Source organism: Enterobacter cloacae complex sp. 2024EL-00227, from assembly GCF_043945315.1.
Taxonomy (GTDB): Bacteria; Pseudomonadota; Gammaproteobacteria; order Enterobacterales; family Enterobacteriaceae; genus Enterobacter; species Enterobacter roggenkampii.
Genome location: NZ_JBIMQP010000002.1, coordinates 559,750 through 577,908 on the forward strand (window position 1 = coordinate 559,750; position 18,159 = coordinate 577,908).

18 protein-coding genes are annotated in these 18,159 nt (G+C 62.4%); 8 read left to right on the forward strand and 10 right to left on the reverse strand.

The window, feature by feature from the left end; genetic code table 11:
* Complete coding sequence (locus ACHH0Z_RS05660; protein WP_021242603.1) at nucleotides 1–996, reverse strand: ABC transporter permease; 996 nt, start codon at nucleotides 994–996, stop codon at nucleotides 1–3.
* Nucleotides 993–2,495 carry a sugar ABC transporter ATP-binding protein gene (locus tag ACHH0Z_RS05665; protein ID WP_045407830.1) on the reverse strand — a complete coding sequence of 501 codons (1,503 nt, stop codon included), beginning with the start codon at nucleotides 2,493–2,495 and terminating at the stop codon, nucleotides 993–995. The genes ACHH0Z_RS05660 and ACHH0Z_RS05665 overlap by 4 nt, the downstream gene beginning before the upstream one ends.
* A gap of 159 nt (nucleotides 2,496–2,654) precedes the next feature.
* On the opposite strand from ACHH0Z_RS05665, the gene ACHH0Z_RS05670 reads away from it, so the two are divergent.
* The 4 genes from ACHH0Z_RS05670 (at nucleotide 2,655) to ACHH0Z_RS05685 (ending at nucleotide 5,409) form a co-directional block, all read left to right on the forward strand.
* The gene (locus ACHH0Z_RS05670; protein WP_045407832.1) at nucleotides 2,655–3,743 is read left to right on the forward strand and encodes an oxidoreductase; all 1,089 of its coding nucleotides are present in this window, start codon (nucleotides 2,655–2,657) and stop codon (nucleotides 3,741–3,743) included.
* 57 nt (nucleotides 3,744–3,800) lie between these two features.
* The gene (locus tag ACHH0Z_RS05675) at nucleotides 3,801–4,544 is read left to right on the forward strand and encodes an SDR family NAD(P)-dependent oxidoreductase (protein WP_023343567.1); all 744 of its coding nucleotides are present in this window, start codon (nucleotides 3,801–3,803) and stop codon (nucleotides 4,542–4,544) included.
* 183 nt (nucleotides 4,545–4,727) lie between these two features.
* Nucleotides 4,728–5,024 (forward strand): type II toxin-antitoxin system RelE/ParE family toxin, encoded by a 297-nt coding sequence (locus ACHH0Z_RS05680; RefSeq protein WP_044597009.1) that lies wholly within the window; start codon nucleotides 4,728–4,730, stop codon nucleotides 5,022–5,024.
* Complete coding sequence (locus tag ACHH0Z_RS05685; protein WP_008500997.1) at nucleotides 5,005–5,409, forward strand: helix-turn-helix domain-containing protein; 405 nt, start codon at nucleotides 5,005–5,007, stop codon at nucleotides 5,407–5,409. Before ACHH0Z_RS05680 ends, ACHH0Z_RS05685 begins: the two co-directional genes overlap by 20 nt.
* Here ACHH0Z_RS05685 and ACHH0Z_RS05690 read toward each other — a convergent pair.
* From ACHH0Z_RS05690 to entC, 7 genes are all read right to left on the reverse strand, one after another.
* Complete coding sequence (locus ACHH0Z_RS05690; RefSeq protein WP_006809671.1) at nucleotides 5,406–5,603, reverse strand: YbdD/YjiX family protein; 198 nt, start codon at nucleotides 5,601–5,603, stop codon at nucleotides 5,406–5,408. The genes ACHH0Z_RS05685 and ACHH0Z_RS05690 overlap by 4 nt on opposite strands.
* 59 nt (nucleotides 5,604–5,662) lie before the next feature.
* A complete protein-coding gene (gene cstA, locus ACHH0Z_RS05695) occupies nucleotides 5,663–7,768 on the reverse strand; it encodes a pyruvate/proton symporter CstA (RefSeq protein ID WP_032656163.1) in 2,106 nt (701 codons plus the stop codon).
* A 145-nt stretch (nucleotides 7,769–7,913) separates the two neighbouring features.
* Nucleotides 7,914–8,327, reverse strand: coding sequence for a proofreading thioesterase EntH (entH, locus tag ACHH0Z_RS05700; protein ID WP_008500995.1), 414 nt, complete (start codon nucleotides 8,325–8,327; stop codon nucleotides 7,914–7,916).
* Nucleotides 8,328–9,080: a 2,3-dihydro-2,3-dihydroxybenzoate dehydrogenase EntA gene (entA, locus tag ACHH0Z_RS05705; protein ID WP_047722520.1), complete on the reverse strand. Its 753-nt coding sequence runs from the start codon at nucleotides 9,078–9,080 to the stop codon at nucleotides 8,328–8,330.
* Nucleotides 9,080–9,934: an isochorismatase gene (locus tag ACHH0Z_RS05710; RefSeq protein WP_045407837.1), complete on the reverse strand. Its 855-nt coding sequence runs from the start codon at nucleotides 9,932–9,934 to the stop codon at nucleotides 9,080–9,082. Before ACHH0Z_RS05710 ends, entA begins: the two co-directional genes overlap by 1 nt.
* 10 nt (nucleotides 9,935–9,944) lie before the next feature.
* Complete coding sequence (gene entE / locus ACHH0Z_RS05715) at nucleotides 9,945–11,555, reverse strand: (2,3-dihydroxybenzoyl)adenylate synthase EntE (protein ID WP_045407839.1); 1,611 nt, start codon at nucleotides 11,553–11,555, stop codon at nucleotides 9,945–9,947.
* 9 nt (nucleotides 11,556–11,564) lie between these two features.
* On the reverse strand, nucleotides 11,565–12,740 hold the full coding sequence (gene entC, locus ACHH0Z_RS05720) for an isochorismate synthase EntC (protein WP_045335462.1): 1,176 nt from the start codon (nucleotides 12,738–12,740) through the stop codon (nucleotides 11,565–11,567).
* A gap of 188 nt (nucleotides 12,741–12,928) precedes the next feature.
* On the opposite strand from entC, the gene fepB reads away from it, so the two are divergent.
* Nucleotides 12,929–13,888 carry a Fe2+-enterobactin ABC transporter substrate-binding protein gene (gene fepB, locus ACHH0Z_RS05725; protein ID WP_045335461.1) on the forward strand — a complete coding sequence of 320 codons (960 nt, stop codon included), beginning with the start codon at nucleotides 12,929–12,931 and terminating at the stop codon, nucleotides 13,886–13,888.
* A gap of 77 nt (nucleotides 13,889–13,965) precedes the next feature.
* On the opposite strand, the gene entS is transcribed toward fepB, so the two are convergent.
* A complete protein-coding gene (gene entS, locus ACHH0Z_RS05730; RefSeq protein ID WP_045407842.1) occupies nucleotides 13,966–15,204 on the reverse strand; it encodes an enterobactin transporter EntS in 1,239 nt (412 codons plus the stop codon).
* 108 nt (nucleotides 15,205–15,312) lie between these two features.
* Between entS and fepD the strand changes: the two genes are divergently transcribed.
* The 3 genes from fepD to fepC are packed head-to-tail and all read left to right on the forward strand — an operon-like array spanning nucleotide 15,313 to nucleotide 18,097.
* A complete protein-coding gene (gene fepD, locus ACHH0Z_RS05735) occupies nucleotides 15,313–16,317 on the forward strand; it encodes a Fe(3+)-siderophore ABC transporter permease (protein WP_045407845.1) in 1,005 nt (334 codons plus the stop codon).
* Complete coding sequence (gene fepG, locus ACHH0Z_RS05740; protein ID WP_025912694.1) at nucleotides 16,314–17,306, forward strand: iron-enterobactin ABC transporter permease; 993 nt, start codon at nucleotides 16,314–16,316, stop codon at nucleotides 17,304–17,306. Before fepD ends, fepG begins: the two co-directional genes overlap by 4 nt.
* Nucleotides 17,303–18,097 (forward strand): iron-enterobactin ABC transporter ATP-binding protein, encoded by a 795-nt coding sequence (gene fepC / locus ACHH0Z_RS05745; RefSeq protein WP_025912693.1) that lies wholly within the window; start codon nucleotides 17,303–17,305, stop codon nucleotides 18,095–18,097. Before fepG ends, fepC begins: the two co-directional genes overlap by 4 nt.
* The last annotated feature ends 62 nt before the right edge of the window (nucleotides 18,098–18,159 follow it).

Sequence of the window (18,159 nt, forward strand, 5' to 3'; positions counted from 1 at the left end):
TCAGCGTTTTTGTATGTAGGTAATCGCCAGCGCTACCGCGAGCACCAGCCCTTTTATAATGTCCATGGCGTAATACGGCACGGAGAGCATCACCAGCCCGTTCGACAGCACGCCGAGAATCACCGCCCCCACCAACGTGCCCAGGGCATTCGGCTTGCCGGACCCGGCCAGCGAGAAGCCGATCCACGCCGCCGCCACCGCATCCATCAGATAACCGCCGCCCGCGTTCACCTGCGACGAGCCAATGCGCGAGGCCAGCAAAATCCCGCCCAGGCCCGCCAGCAGGGAGGCAATCACGTAGGCCGCCACCTTGTAGCGGGTGGTGCGAATCCCCGAGAGGCGCGCCGCTTCCGGGTTACCGCCAATGGCGTACATCCGACGACCGTGAGTGGTGAGCGACAGCCCAAGCTGCGCCAGCACCGTCACCACCAGCATGACGATCACGATAGTCGGTACCTGTCCCAACAGGCTGAACGTCGCAGGGATGGTGCCTTCCGCCATGTCGCCGCTCGGCAGCACCATGTTCTCGGTAATCGACCCGCCGTAGCTGTAGGTCATCGCCACGCCCTGAATGACAAACAGGCTGGCCAGCGTCGCGAGCATGTCCGGAATGCGCAGGATAACGATCAGAAAGGCGTTAAACAGGCCGACCAGCGTGCAGAGCGCGAGGGTGATCAGAATCGACTCGGTGGTGCCGAAGCCGTGCCAGACGAAAAGCGAAATCACCAGCGCGTTCGCCAGCGACGCGGTAGACCCCACGGAGAGATCGAACCCGCCAATGGTCAGCGATATCGACACGCCGATGGCAATCACCGTCACGATGGCAATCGAACGCAGAATATTGATGATGTTGTTTGGGTCGAGGAAGCTGTCCGACGCCAGGCCAAAGACGGCCACCAGCGCGACGACGGTTAACAGCATGCCCCACTTGTAGAGAAAATCGAAAATCTGCTGACGGCCAGACGCCGTCGCGTTTACTGAAAGGGCCTTGCTCACGACGCCGTTCCTCCGGTTGAATAATAAAGTAGTGTCTCTTCACGGGCCTCGGCCCCGGCGATCTCCGCCACGATGCGCCCGTCCCACAGCACGCAGATGCGGTCGCACAGCCCGACCAGTTCGGCAAATTCGCCCGAGGCGTAAATCACCCCTTTGCCCTCACGCGCCAGGCCGTCAATCAGCTGGAACAGATCGGTTTTGGCCTTCACGTCCACGCCTTTGGTCGGCTCGTCGAAGATCAGCACGCTCGCGTCATTGCGCAGCCATTTGCCGATGGCGATCTTCTGCTGATTGCCGCCGGAGAGACGTCGCAAAACCTGCCCGGGACCGCGGGCGCGCACGCCGACGCGGGCGATCACCTCCTCCGCCCAGCGCCACGCCTGACGATGGCCGAAAAGGCTCCAGCGCGAAAAGCTGTTATCGGCGCACACGGCAAGATTCATGCTCACCGGCTCGTCGATAAAAATGCCCTCTTTGCGCCGCTCTTCCGGCACCAGCGCCAGCCCGCGCAGCACCGAGTCCGCCGGGTCGCGCGGCTGCCAGGGCTGTTGATTCAGCTCACCGCGCGCCACGCGGCTTTTGCTGGCGCCAAACAGCGCCTTACAGAGTTCGGTTTTGCCCGCGCCCGCCAGCCCCGCAATGCCGAGAATTTCGCCCTTGCGCAGGTGCAGAGAGATATCTTTCAGCAGCGCGTCGTCGTGCAGCCCTTCTACCCGCAGCAGCGTTTCGTCGCCGTGCGGCGGCCGCGCGGGCGGGTAGATATCGCTCAGCACGTGGCCGAGCATCTTCTCGACGATCGCTTCGCCGCTCAGATCGGCCATCGGGCCGGACTCAATCAGCTTGCCGTCGCGGAGCACCGTCAGGGTGTCGCAGATGGCCTTCAGCTCGTGAATGCGGTGTGAGATAAACACCACGCCGATGCCCTGCTGCTTTAACCGTCTCACCACCGCAAACAGGCGCTCGCTCTCGTGCGCGTCCAGCGGCGCGGTGGGCTCATCAAGAATGAGAAAACGGCAGTGGTGTGACAGCGCACGCGCCAGCAAAATCTGCTGCTTTTCGGCAAGCGTGCAGCTGTCGATAGAGCGGCGAACGTCCAGAGAAACATCCAGCAGCGCCAGCGCCTGTCTCGCCTGCTGGCGGACGGCGCGCCAGCTGAAGCGATGCCCCGGCTGCGCCAGCTGGTCGAGCATGATGTTCTCGGCGATGCTTAATCCCGGGATCAGCGCCACGTCCACCTCCTGCTGCACGAGGTGGATGCCCAGCCGTTTGGCGTCCAGCGGCTCGCGGATGCTTACCGGCTGGTTATTGATGGAGATTTCGCCTTCATAGTGGTCGTGCGTCCCGCACAGCACCGCCATCAGCGTCGATTTCCCCGCGCCGTTGGCGCCGGTCAGCGCATGTACCGATCCGCCGGTTAAGGTGAAATTCACGCGCGACAGCGCCTGAAAGCCGGAAAAGGCCAGGCTGATACCGCGCATTTCAAGGCGACTGGAAACCATCCGCGTAAATCCTTCATTACTCTTCTGATTTATCGAATTTTTCACAGCTCCGGTTGACTGACAACGACGGAAAAGGCATAAGTTAAAGCGAAATATTATTAGCCATCCGGATGTCCAGACATAACATCGGGTTAGCGCTTGCTAAAAAAGGACAACACCATGAGCAACACCGATATCCGCGTCGTGCCTGGCCCGGCGAACTACTTCTCCCATCCCGGAAGCCTTGCGCGTCTGAATGACTTCTTTACCCCGGAACAGCTTTCCCGCGCGGTGTGGATTTACGGCGAGCGCGCTATCGACGGCGCGCGCCCGTTCCTGCCGGAGAGCTTTCACGCGCCGGGGGCGAAACGCCTGCTTTTTAAAGGCCACTGCAGCGAGCGCGACGTCACCCATCTGGTGGACGAATCCGGCAGTGACGCCAGCGTGGTGATTGGCGTCGGCGGCGGCGCGGTACAGGATGCCGTCAAGGCCGTGGCGCGCCGCTTAGGGGTCCCGTTCGTGGGCATCCCCACCATTGCCGCCACCTGCGCGGCGTGGACGCCACTCTCCGTCTGGTACAACGATGCCGGTCAGGCGCTGCAGTTTGAGATCTTCGATGACGCCAACTTCCTGGTGCTGGTGGAGCCGCAGATCGTTCTCAACGCCCCGGCGGAATACCTGCTGGCGGGTATCGGCGATACGCTGGCGAAGTGGTACGAAGCGGTGGTGTTGGCACCTGAGCCGGAGAACCTGCCGCTGACCGTGCGGCTTGGCCTTAACGGCGCGCTGGCGATCCGCGACGTGCTGCTGGAACACAGTGAGGAAGCGCTGGCCGACCAGCAGCGCGGCGAACAGACGCAGGCGTTCCGGGACGTGGTGGACGCGATTATCGCCGGCGGCGGGATGGTCGGCGGTCTGGGCGAGCGCTATACCCGCGTGGCGGCGGCGCATGCGGTGCACAACGGCTTAACCGTGCTGCCGCAGACGGAAAAATACCTGCACGGCACCAAGGTGGCCTACGGCATTCTGGTCCAGAGCGCCCTGCTCGGCCAGGACGACGTGCTGGCGCAGCTGGTGGCGGCGTACCGGCGCTTTAACCTGCCGACCACGCTTCGCGCGCTGGACATCGATATTCACAACCGCGACGAGCTGGATAAGGTGATAGCCCACACCCTGCGTCCGGTGGAGTCAATTCACTCTCTGCCGGTGACGTTAACGCCCGACGTTCTGCGCGCCGCGTTTGAGAAGGTGGAATCCTTCAGCCGTTAATCGCGCCGACAGGCTATACCTAATGATGATTCTCACCACTCTCGTCACGAGGTCATCATGCAGATCGATTTAACAGGTAAAAAGGCGCTGGTTACCGGCGCCAGCCGTGGATTGGGTCGGGCTATCGCGCTGTCGCTGGCACGCGCCGGTGCCGATGTGGTTATTACGTATGAAAAATCCGCCGATAAAGCCCAGGCGGTCGCCGATGAAATCAAGGCGCTTGGGCGGCACGGCGAAGCGATTCAGGCCGACAGCGCCAGCGCGCAGGCGATTCAGGATGCCGTCACCCATGCAGCGCGTTCCCTTGGCGGGCTGGACATTCTGGTCAATAACGCCGGGATCGCGCGAGGCGGCCCGCTGGAGTCCATGACCCTGGCGGACATTGACGCGCTGATCAACGTCAACATACGCGGCGTGGTGATCGCCATTCAGGAAGCGCTGGTGCACATGTCCGACGGCGGACGCATTATCAACATCGGCAGCTGTCTGGCGAACCGCGTGGCGATGCCGGGTATTGCCGTTTACTCGATGACCAAGTCTGCCCTTAACTCCCTCACCCGCGGCCTGGCGCGCGATCTGGGCCCGCGCGGCATTACCGTTAACCTGGTGCATCCCGGCCCCACCAACAGCGATATGAACCCGGAGGACGGCGAACAGGCGGAAGCCCAGCGCCAGATGATCGCGCTCGGCCACTACGGCCAGCCGGAAGACATCGCGGCGGCGGTCACCTTCCTCGCCAGCCCGGCTGCCGGGCAGATCTCCGGCACAGGGCTGGATGTCGACGGCGGGTTGAACGCCTGATCGCACCTTTTCTGCAAGCCTCTGTCGCCCGGCAGAGGCCTTGTCGAGCCGCCTCGATGTTTCGCTTTTTACCGCTTACTTCCATTTTATGTCCGCTCTACAGTACCCCATAAGAAATTCGGAATTTATCTAATAGTCTTATTATTTCCTTATAATTTGTGTGGGCGTACAGTGGAGGTACGGATGAAGATGGTCTGGTCTAATGGTGCAAAAAAGGCTTTTTCCAGAATTGACGAGCGGTATCAACGCCGCATTGAGGTAAAGCTTGCCGAACTGGATGACCACTCGGCACCCCGGCCCGATATCAAAAAAATATCGGCGACAGAAAATCATTTCCGGCTACGCGTTGGCGATTACCGCATCATCTATACGCTTCGGGACGATCCCGATAACCACTGTTATGTTTTAGCCGTCAAGCGCAGAACTTCAACGACTTACCTGCATGAGGAGAAAGCCACCTATGGCTGTTCAGCTAATTAAGGACGATAACGGTAAAACGCAGTATGTGGTTATTCCTTATCACGAATACTTCCGCATGTGCTCACAGATGGCAGAGATCGACGACGAAACCGATGACGATCTGGAGGATATTGAGGTCGAACACGATAGTCTGGATGACGTGGAATTGCCCGGAGACGTGTGCAGCATCATGACCTGGCAGAACGTCAGCCTGCAGGCCGCGTGGCGTATCCTGCGCGGGCTATCCCAGCAGGAGGTGGCGGAGAAACTGGGCATCAGCCAGTCCGCCGTGTCACAGCTGGAAGCGCTGGACTCCCGTCCGCAAAAGCGCACCCGCGAAAAGCTGGCGGCGATCTACGGCTGTAAGCAGGAGCAGATCAGCCTCTATCTCCCGAAAGAGGGTTAACAGCACTTCGCCCCGCCCTTGCCGCCGTAGCGGGCGTCCTGGCGGTCGCGGAAAAATTCTTCGTAGGTCATGGGCGTCTGGTCCGGATGGTTGACGCGCATATGCTCGACGTAGTTGTCGTAGTCCGGCACGCCAATCATCATTTTGGCGGCCTGGCCCAGGTACTTACCGGCTTTGGAAAGGGTGTCGAACATAGTTCTGATCTCACAGGGAATGTAGGCCGGGTAAGCGCTAGCGCCACCCGGCACACGGGTTAATGCGCCCCTTTGGCCTGGGTCACAATCTCTTCCAGGTTTTCAGGCATTGGCTCATACGGCGTCTCTTTCGCCGTTGGCGCGTCGACTTTCAACGCCGCCAGCGCGGTCCTGAGAGAATACAACGCCAGCACCACGACCACCACCATAAAGAAGATGGTCAGCCCGGCGTCCAGACGGTTGTTAAACACCAGCTGCGACAGCTGCGATTCGGTGTACTGCGCCGGGATCTTGCCGCTGTCGATCATCGCCTGGAACTTGTTGGCAATCGCCAGGAAGCCCACCTTGTTATCCGGGCTGAAGGCCTTCTGCCAGCCCGCCGTCAGGGTACAGACCAGCAGCCACGCGGTCGGCACCAGCGCCACCCACGCGTAACGCTGGCGCTTCATCTTGAACAGCACCACCGCGCAGAGCATCAGCGCCATGCCCGCCAGCATCTGGTTGGCGATGCCGAACAGCGGCCACAGGGTGTTGATCCCGCCCAGCGGATCGACCACGCCCTGATGCAGGAAGTAGCCCCACGCCAGCACGCACAGCGCCGTCGCCAGCAGGTTAGCCGGGAGCGAATCGGTCCGCTTCAGGTTCGGGGAGATGACGCCCAGCAGATCCTGCAGCATAAAGCGCGCCGCACGGGTTCCCGCATCCACCGCCGTCAGGATAAACAGCGCTTCAAACAGAATGGCGAAGTGATACCAGAACGACACGTCCATCAGCCCGCCCAGCGCGCCGTGGAGAATATACGCCATGCCGACCGCCAGCGTAGGCGCCCCGCCCGCGCGGGAGATAATCGACTGCTCGCCCACTTCGCTGGCGATGCTCGTCAACGTTTCAGGCGTAATCGCAAAGCCCCAGCCGCTCACCACCTGCGCGGCGGAAGCGACCACGTCAACGGTGCCCGCCGGAGCCAGGACCGCCATCGGGCTGTTCATCGCGAAATACACGCCCGGGTCGATAATACAGGCGGATACCAGCGCCATGATGGCGACGAAAGACTCCATCAGCATGCCGCCGTAGCCAATCAGGCAGGCCTGATTTTCATTCGCCAGCATCTTCGGCGTCGTCCCGGAGGCGATCAGCGCGTGGAAGCCCGACACCGCACCGCAGGCGATGGTAATAAACAGGAACGGGAACAGATTGCCGGTCCAGACCGGGCCGGTACCGTCGATAAATTTGGTTAACGCCGGCATGGTCAGCGTTGGGCGCATAATCAGAATACCGATTGCCAGCCCGACAATGGTGCCGATTTTCAGGAAGGTAGAGAGGTAGTCACGCGGGGCCAGCAGCAACCATACCGGCAGCACCGCCGCCACAAAGCCGTAGCCCACCAGCATCCAGGTCAGCTGTACGCCGGTAAAGTCGAAGAACGGCGCCCAGGTCGGGCTTTCCGCCACCCAGCCGCCGGAGATAATGGCAAACACGAGGAATACCAGGCCAATCACCGACACTTCACCAATGCGGCCCGGACGCAGGTAGCGGATGTAGATCCCCATGAACAGCGCCAGCGGAATGGTAAAGGCAACGGTATAGGTTCCCCACGGGCTGTGGGTCAGCGCTTTCACCACGATCATCGCCAGCACCGCGAGGATGATCACCATGATCATAAAGGTCGCCACCAGCGCAATCACCCCGGCAGTGGCCCCCATCTCCTCTTTCACCAGCTCACCCAGCGAACGTCCGTCGCGGCGGGTAGAGACGAACAGCACCATAAAGTCCTGCACCGCCCCCGCCAGCACCACCCCGGCGAGGATCCAGATCATACCCGGCAGGTAACCCATCTGCGCCGCCAGCACCGGCCCCACCAGCGGGCCTGCCCCGGCAATCGCCGCAAAATGGTGACCGAACAGCACTTTCTTGTCGGTCGGCACATAGTCCAGCCCGTCGTTATGGCGGACGGCAGGCGTCATGCGCGTTGCATCAACGCCCAGGACGTTCCTGGCGATATAGCGGCCATAAAAACGATAGGCGATCAGGTAAACGCAGACCGAGGCAACGACGATCCAGAGCGCGTTGATCTGCTCTCCCCGGTTGAGGGCGATATAGCCCAGGGCAAAAGCTCCCACAACGGAGAGCCCTGCCCATGTAAGGTATTTCCCTGAGTTGTTCATAGTTGTTGTCCGTTGTCGTGAAACAGTGAGATGTTACATTTTGTTTCTAGAACAACCGGAAAAATTTAACAACTTTGAAACGCAATAATGCGTGGTCAAACCAGAGATTTTCACCACAGTGTTAAGCCGATCACTTTGATCTGAGTTAGCCCAGCACCATCGTGCTTAACCGGCAGGTACAGCACCGCCGCCCCTGCTCGTCGAAGACCCCAATCTCCCAGCTCTGGCTCGAACGCCCAAGATGCAGCGGCTGACACACGCCGCGAACCTTGCCGTGGGATACCGCCCGATGATGCGTGGCGTTCAGCTCCGTGCCCACCACGCTCTGCCCGTCGCGGGTCATCAGAAATCCGGCCATTGAGCCAAGCGTTTCCGCCAGCGCCGCCGACGCCCCGCCGTGCAGCAGGCCAAACGGCTGATGGGTACGCGCATCCACCGGCATCTCCGCTTCCAGCGCGTCATCCCCGAGGCGGGTATAGACGATGCCCAGGTTCGCCACCAGGGTATTCACGCTGGTGGCGTTCAGCTCCTCAAGCGATAAATGACGTTTCCAGATCATTTACGCCCCCAGCGTGGAGCCGCCGTCCACCACGATATCCTGCAGGGTGATGTGGCTGGCGGCATCGGAGGCAAGGAACAGCACGGTCGCAGCTATCTCCTGCGGACGGGCAATTTTGCCCAGCGGGATACCGAGCTTAAACTGCTCGCCGAAGCCGCGAATGCGCTGCTGCTCCGCATCGTCGCTTTTCCACAGGGTGCGCTGCATATCGGTATCCGTTGAGCCCGGCGACACCAGGTTACAGCGCACGCCGCTGCCCGCCAGCTCCAGCCCGACGGTCAGGGCCAGGCTTTTCAGCGCCGCTTTCGATGCGCCATAGGCGCTCATGCCGATGCGCGGCGCGTGCGCCGCGTCGGACGCCACGGTAACAATCGCCCCGCCCTGCTGACGGCGGAACTGGCCCATCGTCTGCTGGAACAGGTTGAACGCACCGCCGACGTTGACCGCGAAGGTCTGCTGCCAGTCCTCCTGCGAGAGCTGGTCCGTCGCCCCCATGCGCAGAATGCCCGCCGCGTTGACCAGCACGTCAAGGCGGTCGAGCGAAGCCAGCACGCGCCCGCACACCTCATGCACCTGCCCGGCATCCGCCACGTCCAGCGTTTCGGTGGCAAACGGATAGTCATTCTGCGGGAAGGCCAAATCGAACCCGGTCACCTGCGCGCCGGCTTCGGCAAACGCCAGTGCGGTCGCGTAGCCAATCCCCTTCCCCGCGCCCGTGACCCAGACGGTTTTGCCGGTGAAATCAAATCCCATTACTTCACCTCGCGGGAGAGCAGCGCCCACCAGGCGTCGATTGTTGGATTTTTTGCCAGCATCACGAAGTCGATATCGCCGTGCACTTTGCGCCAGCGGGCGGCGAGCGCCATCATCCGTACTGAATCCAGACCGTAGTCGATCAGGTTTTCATCATCCATCGGCTCGTCGGACTCGTCCAGCAGCGGCAGGATCAGCGCGCGCAGCGCGGCCTTCGAGGCCGGAACGGACGGCAGCAGCTCGTCGGTCATCACCACGCGGCCAGAACGTCCAGCCACGTAGTTCAGCGACATCAGGTGCTCGTCGCGGGTGAAGTCCGCCAGCGCGTCGGCAATGAAGAACGGCTTAATGTCGCGCATAAAGGCGTCGGTGGCGGTGGTCATGCAGCCGATGTGGGCGTAAACGCCGGTAATCAACAGCTGGTTGCGCCCCGTCTCCTTCAGCATCTGCTCCAGCGGCGAGCGGTGGAACGCGCTGTAGCGCCACTTCACCAGCACCGTGTCCGCTTCATCCGGCGCCAGCTCGGCAACGATGCGCTGCTGCTCCGGCGAGCGGGTGAGGCCCGGCCCCCACATGTCGTTCAGCAGGGCGCGGTCTTCATCGCTCTGCTCTTTCGGCTGCGCGGTGTAGTACACCGGGATATTGTGTTCTTTGCAGTACGCGCGCAGTCTGGCGATGTTCGCTACTACCTGCTGCATCATGTCGCTATTTTCGCCCCAGAAGTTCAGGAAATACTCCTGCATATCGTGGATCAGCAGCGCGGCGCGCTCGGGCTCAAACGCCCAGTTCACCTTGCTGGTCGGCAACTCTGCGGCGGTCGGCAGCGCGTAAGCGGTTAATTTTGGAATGGCCATACTCTTTTCCTCAGCCCCGGGCGCGTTCAGCAAGCCACAGGCGCAACTGTTTCTTATCAACTTTGCCGACCGGCGTCAGCGGGAGCGCATCCACGCTCTCCACGCGGTCCGGCAGCTTAAATTCGGCGACTCCCTGCTCGCGCAGGAAGCGACGCACCTCGACCGCGCGCAGGGGCTGTTTCACCACCAGATACGCACAGCTTTTTTCGCCCAGCAGGCTGTCCTCCATGCTCACCAGTGCGGCGTGGATCACCGCTTCGTGGCGCAGCAGCAGGTTTTCGATCTCTTCGGCGGCAATCTTTTCGCCGCCGCGGTTGATCTGATCTTTCTCGCGCCCCTGCACGGTGATGTAGCCCTGCTCGTCAATGGCGATCAGATCCCCGGAGCAGTAAAAGCCGTCGGCGTCGAAGGCGCTGGCGTTGTGTTCCGGGCTGTTGAAATAGCCGCGGAAGGTGTACGGGCCGCGCGTCATCAGGCGTCCGACCTCCCCACGCGGCAGCGGGTTGCCGTGCTCGTCCGCGACCCACACTTCGTCGTCCGGGCACATCGGGCGGCCCTGGGTGTTGATGATGCGTTCCGGGGCGTCGTCGAGCGCGGTGTAGTTCACCAGCCCTTCCGCCATGCCGAACACCTGCTGCAGCTGGCAGCCAATTTCCGCCGGAATACGCGCCGCGAGCGTGGCGGAAAGGCGCGCGCCGCCCACCTGCAGCAGCTTCAGTGATTTAAGCTGCGCGCTGTCCGCCCCGTCGGCAATCGCCTGCAGCCAGAGGCTGACGGCAGGCGGCACCAGCGAGGTGACGTTAATCTGATGCTGTTCAATCAGCGGGAAGCAGAGCGTGGCGCTCGGATCGTTCGCCAGCACCACGCAGCCGCCCGCGGTAAAGACGCCTAACGACCCCGGCGAGCTCATGGCGTAGTTGTGCGCCGCAGGGAGCGCGTTCAGGTAACGCGTTTCGGCGGTAATGCCGCAGATCTCGTTGCTGCGACGAATGCTGTAGTCATAGTCGTTGTGCGTTCGCGGGATCAGCTTCGGCGTGCCGGTGCTGCCGCCGGAGAGCTGGAAAAACGCCACCTCGTCGGCGGGCGTCGGGTTGGCAATAAAATTGTCCGCCGGGCGGGTAATCGCCGCCTCCAGCGCATGCTCGCCCCCGTCACCGCGAAGCAGGATGACGCGTACCGAACGGTGTTCACCCACGAAAGCGTTGAGGAAGTCATCGCCCGCAAACAGCGCGTGGTCGCGATCGGCGATCAGCACGGCGGGTTTGATCTGCGCCGCGTAGGCGTTGAGTTCGCTTCGCTGATGGCTAAAGAGCGCGTTCACCGGCGCGACGCCGATTTGCAGCAGCGCGAAGAAGGTCATGTAGAACTCGGCCACGTTGCCAAGCTGCACCAGCGCCGTCTCGCCGCGCTGCAGCCCACGCGCCTGAAGGGCTGAGGCCAGGTTGCTTACGGCCTGATTCAGCGCGCGGTAGGTAATGTGGCGATCGCCATCGATAATCGCCATCGCATCGCTGTCCGCGTGATCCGTCAGGATGTGGGTCAACGGCAGATCCTGCCAGTAGCCTTTTTCACGGTAGCGGCGGGCAAAATCCTCAGGCCAGCGGGTAAAGGGAATGGTCATGAGTCTTCCTTAGTGCAAACCAAACACGTTAAGCATGGTGGAGAGCTTCACGCCCGTCTCGCGCCACTCGCCCACCGGGGAGGAGGCAGGCACAATGCCCGCGCCGGCAAACAGGCGAACGGTATTTTCGCGAAGACGCGCGCAGCGGATGGTCACCACCCACTCGCCGTTGCCTTCGCTGTCGCACCAGCCAACGATGCCGCCGAACAGCTCGCGGTCGAACGGCTCCAGCTCGGCAATCAGCTCTTTCGCCGCCTGATGCGGGAAGCCGCTCAGCGCCGGGGTCGGGTGCAGCAGGCAGGCCAGCGTCAGGGCGTTCTCGTTTTCACGCGCCTCGCCTTCTACCGGCGTTGCCAGATGCCACAGCGTCGGCGTGGTAATCAGTTGAGGAGAATCAGGCATGCTGAGATGGTGGCTGCGCGGTGCCAGAATGGCCTTCATCGCCTGGGTGACCAGGTCGTGCTCGTGACGGTCCTTTTCGGAGGCCAGCAGCTTGTTGCCCGCCTCGCGATCCAGCACATCGTCAGGCTGACGGCGCGCGGAGCCCGCCAGCGGAAGCGAGCTAAAGTGCGCCCCCTCTTTGCGCAGCAGCAGCTCCGGGCTGGCGCCCAGCAGCACCCCGCCGTCTTCCAGCGGCACGTGGAAGTTGAAGCTCGCCGGGTTCTGGGCGATCAGGCGCTCCATCAGAGCGCCGCTGTCCAGGCGTTTGTCGGTCGCGATATCAATCAGGCGCGACAGGACCACCTTGTTCACCTGCGGCGTGGCGGTCAGCGACGCGGCGCGAGCGACCATCTCTTCGAAGACGGGCTGCGGCGGGATCTCGGCGCGTTGTGCCACCTTCAGGGCCTGCGCGCCGGAAAAATAGCGTGCGGACTGCTGACGTGCGGGACGGGAAAAGGTCTCCCAGCGTTGCGGAATAAACAGCGACGAGGGCTTGCGGGTGTCGAACGGGATCGCCCCCACCATCACCGGGTGAGCAATACCGCTGGCTTTTGCCGTGCGGAAGGCCTGGGCTAATTTTTGCTGGAAGCGACCCGCCGGATCGTCACCGCCGACGGCGGGTTCACTGAAGCGGGCAAAGCAGCCGGACGTGGTAAAGCTGCGGTAAGGCGACATAAAGAAAAAACGGTCTGATTCCAGCGTGGTTGCGGCGTGCTGAACTTCCTCAGCCAGGGACGTATCCATATCATCCTCCTCAAAATGATAAAAGAAGCAATAATGATTATCATTTATATTTTCGTCGGCTAACCTAATCCCACATCGCTTCGCTGTCAACCGTCGGGCAAATAACTTGTGCGACAAAAGCTTGCATCCCGTTGCGGCAAATATGAAAATGAGAAGCATTATCTCCAACAAAAACAGGATCCCGTGCTGTGAAATTCCCTGCCGTTTTCCGTAATCCCCTGCTTTTATTATCACTTTTTGTTTTAGGACTTACCTCAGCCGCTGCCGCCGACTGGCCCCGTCAGGTGACCGACAGCCGTGGCGTTCACACGCTTGAGAGCAAACCGACGCGCATTGTCTCCACCAGCGTGACCTTAACCGGCTCCCTGTTGGCCATTGACGCACCGGTCGTCGCCAGCGGCGCGACCACGCCGAACAACCGCGTAGCGGATGGACAGGGTTTCCTGCGCCAGTGGGGCGATATCGCGAAGCAGCGCAAGGTTGCCCGGCTGTATATCGGCGAGCCGAGCGCTGAAGCGGTGGCCGCGCAAATGCCTGACCTGATTTTGATCAGCGCCACCGGCGGGGATTCCGCGCTGGCGCTGTACGATCAGCTTTCCGCCATTGCGCCGACGCTTATCATCAACTACGACGACAAGAGCTGGCAGGCGCTGCTGACCCAGCTGGGCGAGATCACCGGACACGAAAAGCAGGCCGCAGAGCGCATTGCCGCGTTTGATAAACAGCTCGCGCAGGTGAAACAGCAGATGACGCTGCCGCCGCAGCCGGTGAACGCCATCGTCTACACCGCCGCCGCGCATTCCGCCAACCTGTGGACCACGGAATCGGCGCAGGGCAAGCTGCTGCACCAGCTGGGCTTTACGCTGGCGGACCTGCCTGCCGGGTTGCAGACCTCAACAAGCCAGGGCAAGCGCCACGACATTATCCAGCTGGGCGGTGAAAACCTGGCGACGGGGCTGAACGGCGAAGGGCTGTTTGTGTTTGCCGGCGACGAGAAAGACGTGGCGGCGATTTACGCTAACCCGCTGCTGGCGCACCTGCCGTCGGTAAAAAACAAGCGCGTATGGGCGTTGGGAACCGAGACGTTCCGCCTGGATTATTACAGCGCGATGCTGGTGTTGCAGCGTTTGAATGCGATGTTTAAATAACAGGCACGTTCCCCGTAGGCCCGGTAAGCGCAGCGCCGCCGGGCGTTTTGTCGGGTGGCGGCTCCGCCTTACCCGACCTACAAGGTCACCACACTCTCCTGCCTGAACCGGCGCAATTCCACCAGCGCCACCAATAAGATCACACCAACCATTGCTAACACAAACCCGCTGCTGCTCGCCGACGCCGCCGGGGTCATTATTGCCCCCAGCCCGCCGAGGATCGCCGCGCCAATGGCATCGCCCGTGACGTTCTGCGCGGTCCACAGGCCGTTAATGCGCCCGAGCATTCCTTCCGGCGTCTGGGTCTGGATCAGGGTGTACTGCAGCAGCGAGCTGATGGCGCTCAGCCAGCCGAAGATCACCAGACACATCACCCCCAGCGCCCAGACCGGCATCAGGCTGAAGAAGCCAATGGCGATAAACGAGGCCAGCGTGGCAAGCAGCATAATCAACCCCGGCCGCGCGCTCTGGGCCAGGTTGCCGCTGGTGAGCGCCCCGCAGGCCGCACCGAGCGGAATGGCGGCGTAGAGAATGCCTATTTCCGAGGCGCTCATCTGCCACTCGCCCGACAGCGCCGGGTAGAGCACGCGCACCGCGCTCGCCATCGTCAGCAGGCCGCCGAGCAGCGCAATCCCGCCAATCAGCGGGTTGCTGAACAGGAAACGAATCGCGGCCATCAGGGACTTCAGCGGATGCTCGCGCGGCTGCGGCGGAGGTGGCAGCAGCGGCAGGCGCAGCAGCGTCAGCGTGGTGATAAACGTCCCCGCCGCGGCCAGGCCGTAGTTCCACGCCACGTTGCCGGTTGCCAGCAGCAGGCCGCCCACCATCGGCGAAATCACCGAGCCGAGGCGCACGGTGAGCATGGTGATCGCCCCCGCCTGCATCAGGTTCTCGCGCCCGACCAGCGCGGGCGTCGCCGCCAGCAGCGCCGTCACGCCTAACGAGGCGAAGAAGCCGTCCCACAGCCCGAGGGCATAAATGACCATCAGCGACGGCTCAGGGAGCATGGCGTTCAGACACAGCCCGATAAAGCCCACGCCGCAGGTGCCGCGCGCCAACAGGATCAGCTTTTTACGCTCGTAGCGGTCCGCCAGCACGCCGCCGACCATCAGGCCGATAAACATCGCCCCGCCGGTTAAGGTGACGGATAGCCCTACCAGCCAGCTGGAGTGGGTCATCGTCTGGATCTGTACCGGCACGGCCACACCAAGCAAACCGAGGGACAAAATGGAGATAAAGCGGGCAATAAACACGGCGCGATACGCCGGGTGCGTTTTAAGCAGGCTGAGGTTGAGCAGCCAGGATTTTTGATTCATGACAAAGCCTTGAGTGTAATTCTACCCATTCCATGGGCGCACATGCTAACATAGCCAAATAAGATAGATAACGATAATCACTATCATTATCAAATCATGGATGTTGCTATGTCGTTTTCCTCTTCTGCGGTGCGCGCCATTGCCGTGCCCGTATTATTGCTACTGCTAATCCTTGCGATTGCACTCAGCCTACTGGTCGGCGCTAAATCGCTGCCCGCGTCCGTTATTGTTGATGCTCTCTCCGGAACCTGTCAGAGCGCCGACTGCACCATCGTGCTCGACGCCCGCCTGCCCCGCACCCTTGCCGGGCTGCTGGCCGGCGGCGCGCTCGGCCTTGCCGGTGCCCTGATGCAAACCCTCACCCGCAACCCGCTGGCGGACCCCGGCATTCTCGGCGTGAACGCCGGCGCCAGCTTTGCCATCGTGCTGGGCGCGGCGCTGTTCGGCTTCACCTCTCCGTCTGAGCAGCTGGTAATGGCCTTCTGCGGCGCGCTGGCCGCCTCGCTGGTGGTCGCGTTTACCGGCAGCCAGGGCGGCGGACAGCTGAGCCCGGTACGCCTGACGCTGGCGGGCGTGGCGCTTGCCGCGGTGCTGGAAGGCTTGTCCAACGGCATCGCCCTGCTCAACCCGGACGTTTACGACCAGCTGCGCTTCTGGCAGGCCGGTTCGCTGGATATCCGCACTCTTGAAACGCTGAAAGTGGTGGCGATCCCGGTGATGATTGCCGCCGCCGTAGCGCTGTCGTTAAGCCGGGCGCTGAACAGCCTGAGCCTCGGCAGCGACACCGCCACCGCGCTCGGCAACCGCGTCGCGCGCACGCAGCTGATTGGCCTGTTGGCCATCACCGTGCTGTGCGGCAGCGCGACCGCCGTGGTCGGGCCGATCGCCTTTATCGGCCTGATGATGCCGCACATGGCGCGCTGGCTGGTGGGGGCGGATCACCGCTGGTCCCTGCCGGTGACGCTGCTGGCGACGCCTGCCCTGCTGCTGTTTGCCGACGTGCTGGGCCGCCTGCTGGTGCCGGGTGAACTGCGCGTCTCGGTGGTCAGCGCCTTTATCGGCGCGCCGGTGCTGATTTTCCTGGTGCGCCGTAAACGCGGAGGTGGCGCATGAGGGCCCCGTCCCGGCGTTTAGTCACCAGCGTCTCCCTGCTGGTCGTCGCCAGTCTGCTGCTGGCGGTCTGGAGCCTGCAAAGCGGTGCCGTAACGCTTGATTTCGCGCAGGTCTTTCACGCTCTCACCGGCAACGCGCCGCGTAACATCACCATGGTGGTCACCGAGTGGCGACTGCCGCGCGTGGCGATGGCAATCCTGGTCGGCGCGGCGCTTGGCGTCAGCGGCGCGATATTCCAGTCGCTGATGCGCAACCCGCTCGGCAGCCCGGACGTGATGGGCCTCAATACCGGGGCCTGGAGCGGCGTGCTGGTGGCGATGGTGCTGTTCGGCCAGCACCTGACGGCCATTACCTTCACGGCGATGGCGGGCGGCATTCTGACGTCGCTGGTTATCTGGCTGTTGGCCTGGCGCAACGGCATCGACACCTTCCGGCTGATCATTATCGGTATCGGCATCCGTGCGATGCTGATGGCCTTCAATACCTGGCTGCTGCTGCAGGCCTCGCTGGAAACGGCGCTTTCCGCCGGGCTGTGGTACGCAGGTTCTCTCAACGGCCTGACGTGGGGCAAAACCTGGCCCGCCGCGCCGCTGATTGTGCTGATGTTTATCGGCGCGCTGCTGCTGGTGCGACGCATGCGGCTGATGGAGATGGGCGACGACAGCGCCTGCGCGCTGGGCGTGAGCGTCGAGCGCTCGCGCCTGATGCTGATGCTGGTGGCGGTCTTGCTGACCGCAGCGTCTACCGCCATCGCCGGGCCGATCTCGTTTATCGCCCTTGTTGCGCCGCATATCGCACGACGTCTAAGCGGGACGGCGCGCTGGGGATTAACTCAGGCGGCGCTGTGCGGCGCGCTGTTACTGCTGGCCGCCGATCTCTGCGCCCAGCGGCTGTTTATGCCATACCAGCTTCCGGTGGGCGTGGTGACCGTCAGCCTCGGCGGCATTTACCTTATCGTCTTGCTCGTTCAGGAGTCACGCAAGAAATGACAGATTCAATCACCCGCTTGCGCGGCGAACATCTCACCCTCGGCTACGGCAAAAAAATCGTTGCCCGCGATTTATCCGTCGCCATTCCGGACGGCCACTTCACGGCGATTATCGGCCCGAACGGCTGCGGAAAATCGACCCTGCTGCGCACGCTGAGCCGCCTGATGACGCCGGTGGAGGGCAGTGTCTTACTGGACGGGGAGCAGATCCAGCGCTTCGCCAGCAAAGAAGTGGCCAGGCGCATCGGGCTGCTGGCGCAAAACGCCACCACGCCGGGGGACATCACGGTGCAGGAGCTGGTCTCGCGCGGGCGCTACCCGCACCAGCCGCTGTTTACCCGCTGGCGTAAAGAGGACGACGAGGCGGTGAACCGCGCGATGGAGGCGACGGGCATCACCGATCTCGCCCAGCAGAGCGTGGACACCCTCTCCGGCGGCCAGCGTCAGCGGGCGTGGATTGCGATGGTGCTGGCGCAGGAAACGTCGATCATGCTGCTGGACGAGCCGACAACCTGGCTGGACATCAGCCATCAGATTGACCTGCTGGAGCTGCTTAGCGAGCTGAACCGCACGCAGGGCTACACCCTGGCGGCGGTGCTGCACGATTTAAACCAGGCGTGCCGTTACGCCACGCACCTGATTGCCTTGCGCGACGGGGAGATTGTGGCCCAGGGCGCGCCGAAGGAGATTGTCACGCCGGAGCTGATCGCGCGGATCTACGGTATGCGCTGCATGATTATTGACGATCCGGTGGCGGGAACGCCGCTGGTGGTGCCGTTAGGTCGGCGGTAATTGCCGGGTGGCGGCTACGCCTTACCCGGCCTACACTCGGCTCCCGTAGGCCGGGTAAGGCG

Bases quoted from the DNA above. Each gene is read 5' to 3' on its own strand.
- ACHH0Z_RS05665 (WP_045407830.1), bottom strand. From the start codon at position 2,495: ATGGTTTCCAGTCGCCTTGAAATGCGCGGTATCAGCCTGGCCTTTTCC.
- ACHH0Z_RS05670 (WP_045407832.1), top strand. From the start codon at position 2,655: ATGAGCAACACCGATATCCGCGTCGTGCCTGGCCCGGCGAACTACTTC.
- ACHH0Z_RS05675 (WP_023343567.1), top strand. From the start codon at position 3,801: ATGCAGATCGATTTAACAGGTAAAAAGGCGCTGGTTACCGGCGCCAGC.
- ACHH0Z_RS05680 (WP_044597009.1), top strand. From the start codon at position 4,728: ATGAAGATGGTCTGGTCTAATGGTGCAAAAAAGGCTTTTTCCAGAATT.
- ACHH0Z_RS05685 (WP_008500997.1), top strand. From the start codon at position 5,005: ATGGCTGTTCAGCTAATTAAGGACGATAACGGTAAAACGCAGTATGTG.
- ACHH0Z_RS05690 (WP_006809671.1), bottom strand. From the start codon at position 5,603: ATGTTCGACACCCTTTCCAAAGCCGGTAAGTACCTGGGCCAGGCCGCC.
- cstA (WP_032656163.1), bottom strand. From the start codon at position 7,768: ATGAACAACTCAGGGAAATACCTTACATGGGCAGGGCTCTCCGTTGTG.
- entH (WP_008500995.1), bottom strand. From the start codon at position 8,327: ATGATCTGGAAACGTCATTTATCGCTTGAGGAGCTGAACGCCACCAGC.
- entA (WP_047722520.1), bottom strand. From the start codon at position 9,080: ATGGGATTTGATTTCACCGGCAAAACCGTCTGGGTCACGGGCGCGGGG.
- ACHH0Z_RS05710 (WP_045407837.1), bottom strand. From the start codon at position 9,934: ATGGCCATTCCAAAATTAACCGCTTACGCGCTGCCGACCGCCGCAGAG.
- entE (WP_045407839.1), bottom strand. From the start codon at position 11,555: ATGACCATTCCCTTTACCCGCTGGCCTGAGGATTTTGCCCGCCGCTAC.
- entC (WP_045335462.1), bottom strand. From the start codon at position 12,740: ATGGATACGTCCCTGGCTGAGGAAGTTCAGCACGCCGCAACCACGCTG.
- entS (WP_045407842.1), bottom strand. From the start codon at position 15,204: ATGAATCAAAAATCCTGGCTGCTCAACCTCAGCCTGCTTAAAACGCAC.
- fepD (WP_045407845.1), top strand. From the start codon at position 15,313: ATGTCGTTTTCCTCTTCTGCGGTGCGCGCCATTGCCGTGCCCGTATTA.
- fepG (WP_025912694.1), top strand. From the start codon at position 16,314: ATGAGGGCCCCGTCCCGGCGTTTAGTCACCAGCGTCTCCCTGCTGGTC.
- fepC (WP_025912693.1), top strand. From the start codon at position 17,303: ATGACAGATTCAATCACCCGCTTGCGCGGCGAACATCTCACCCTCGGC.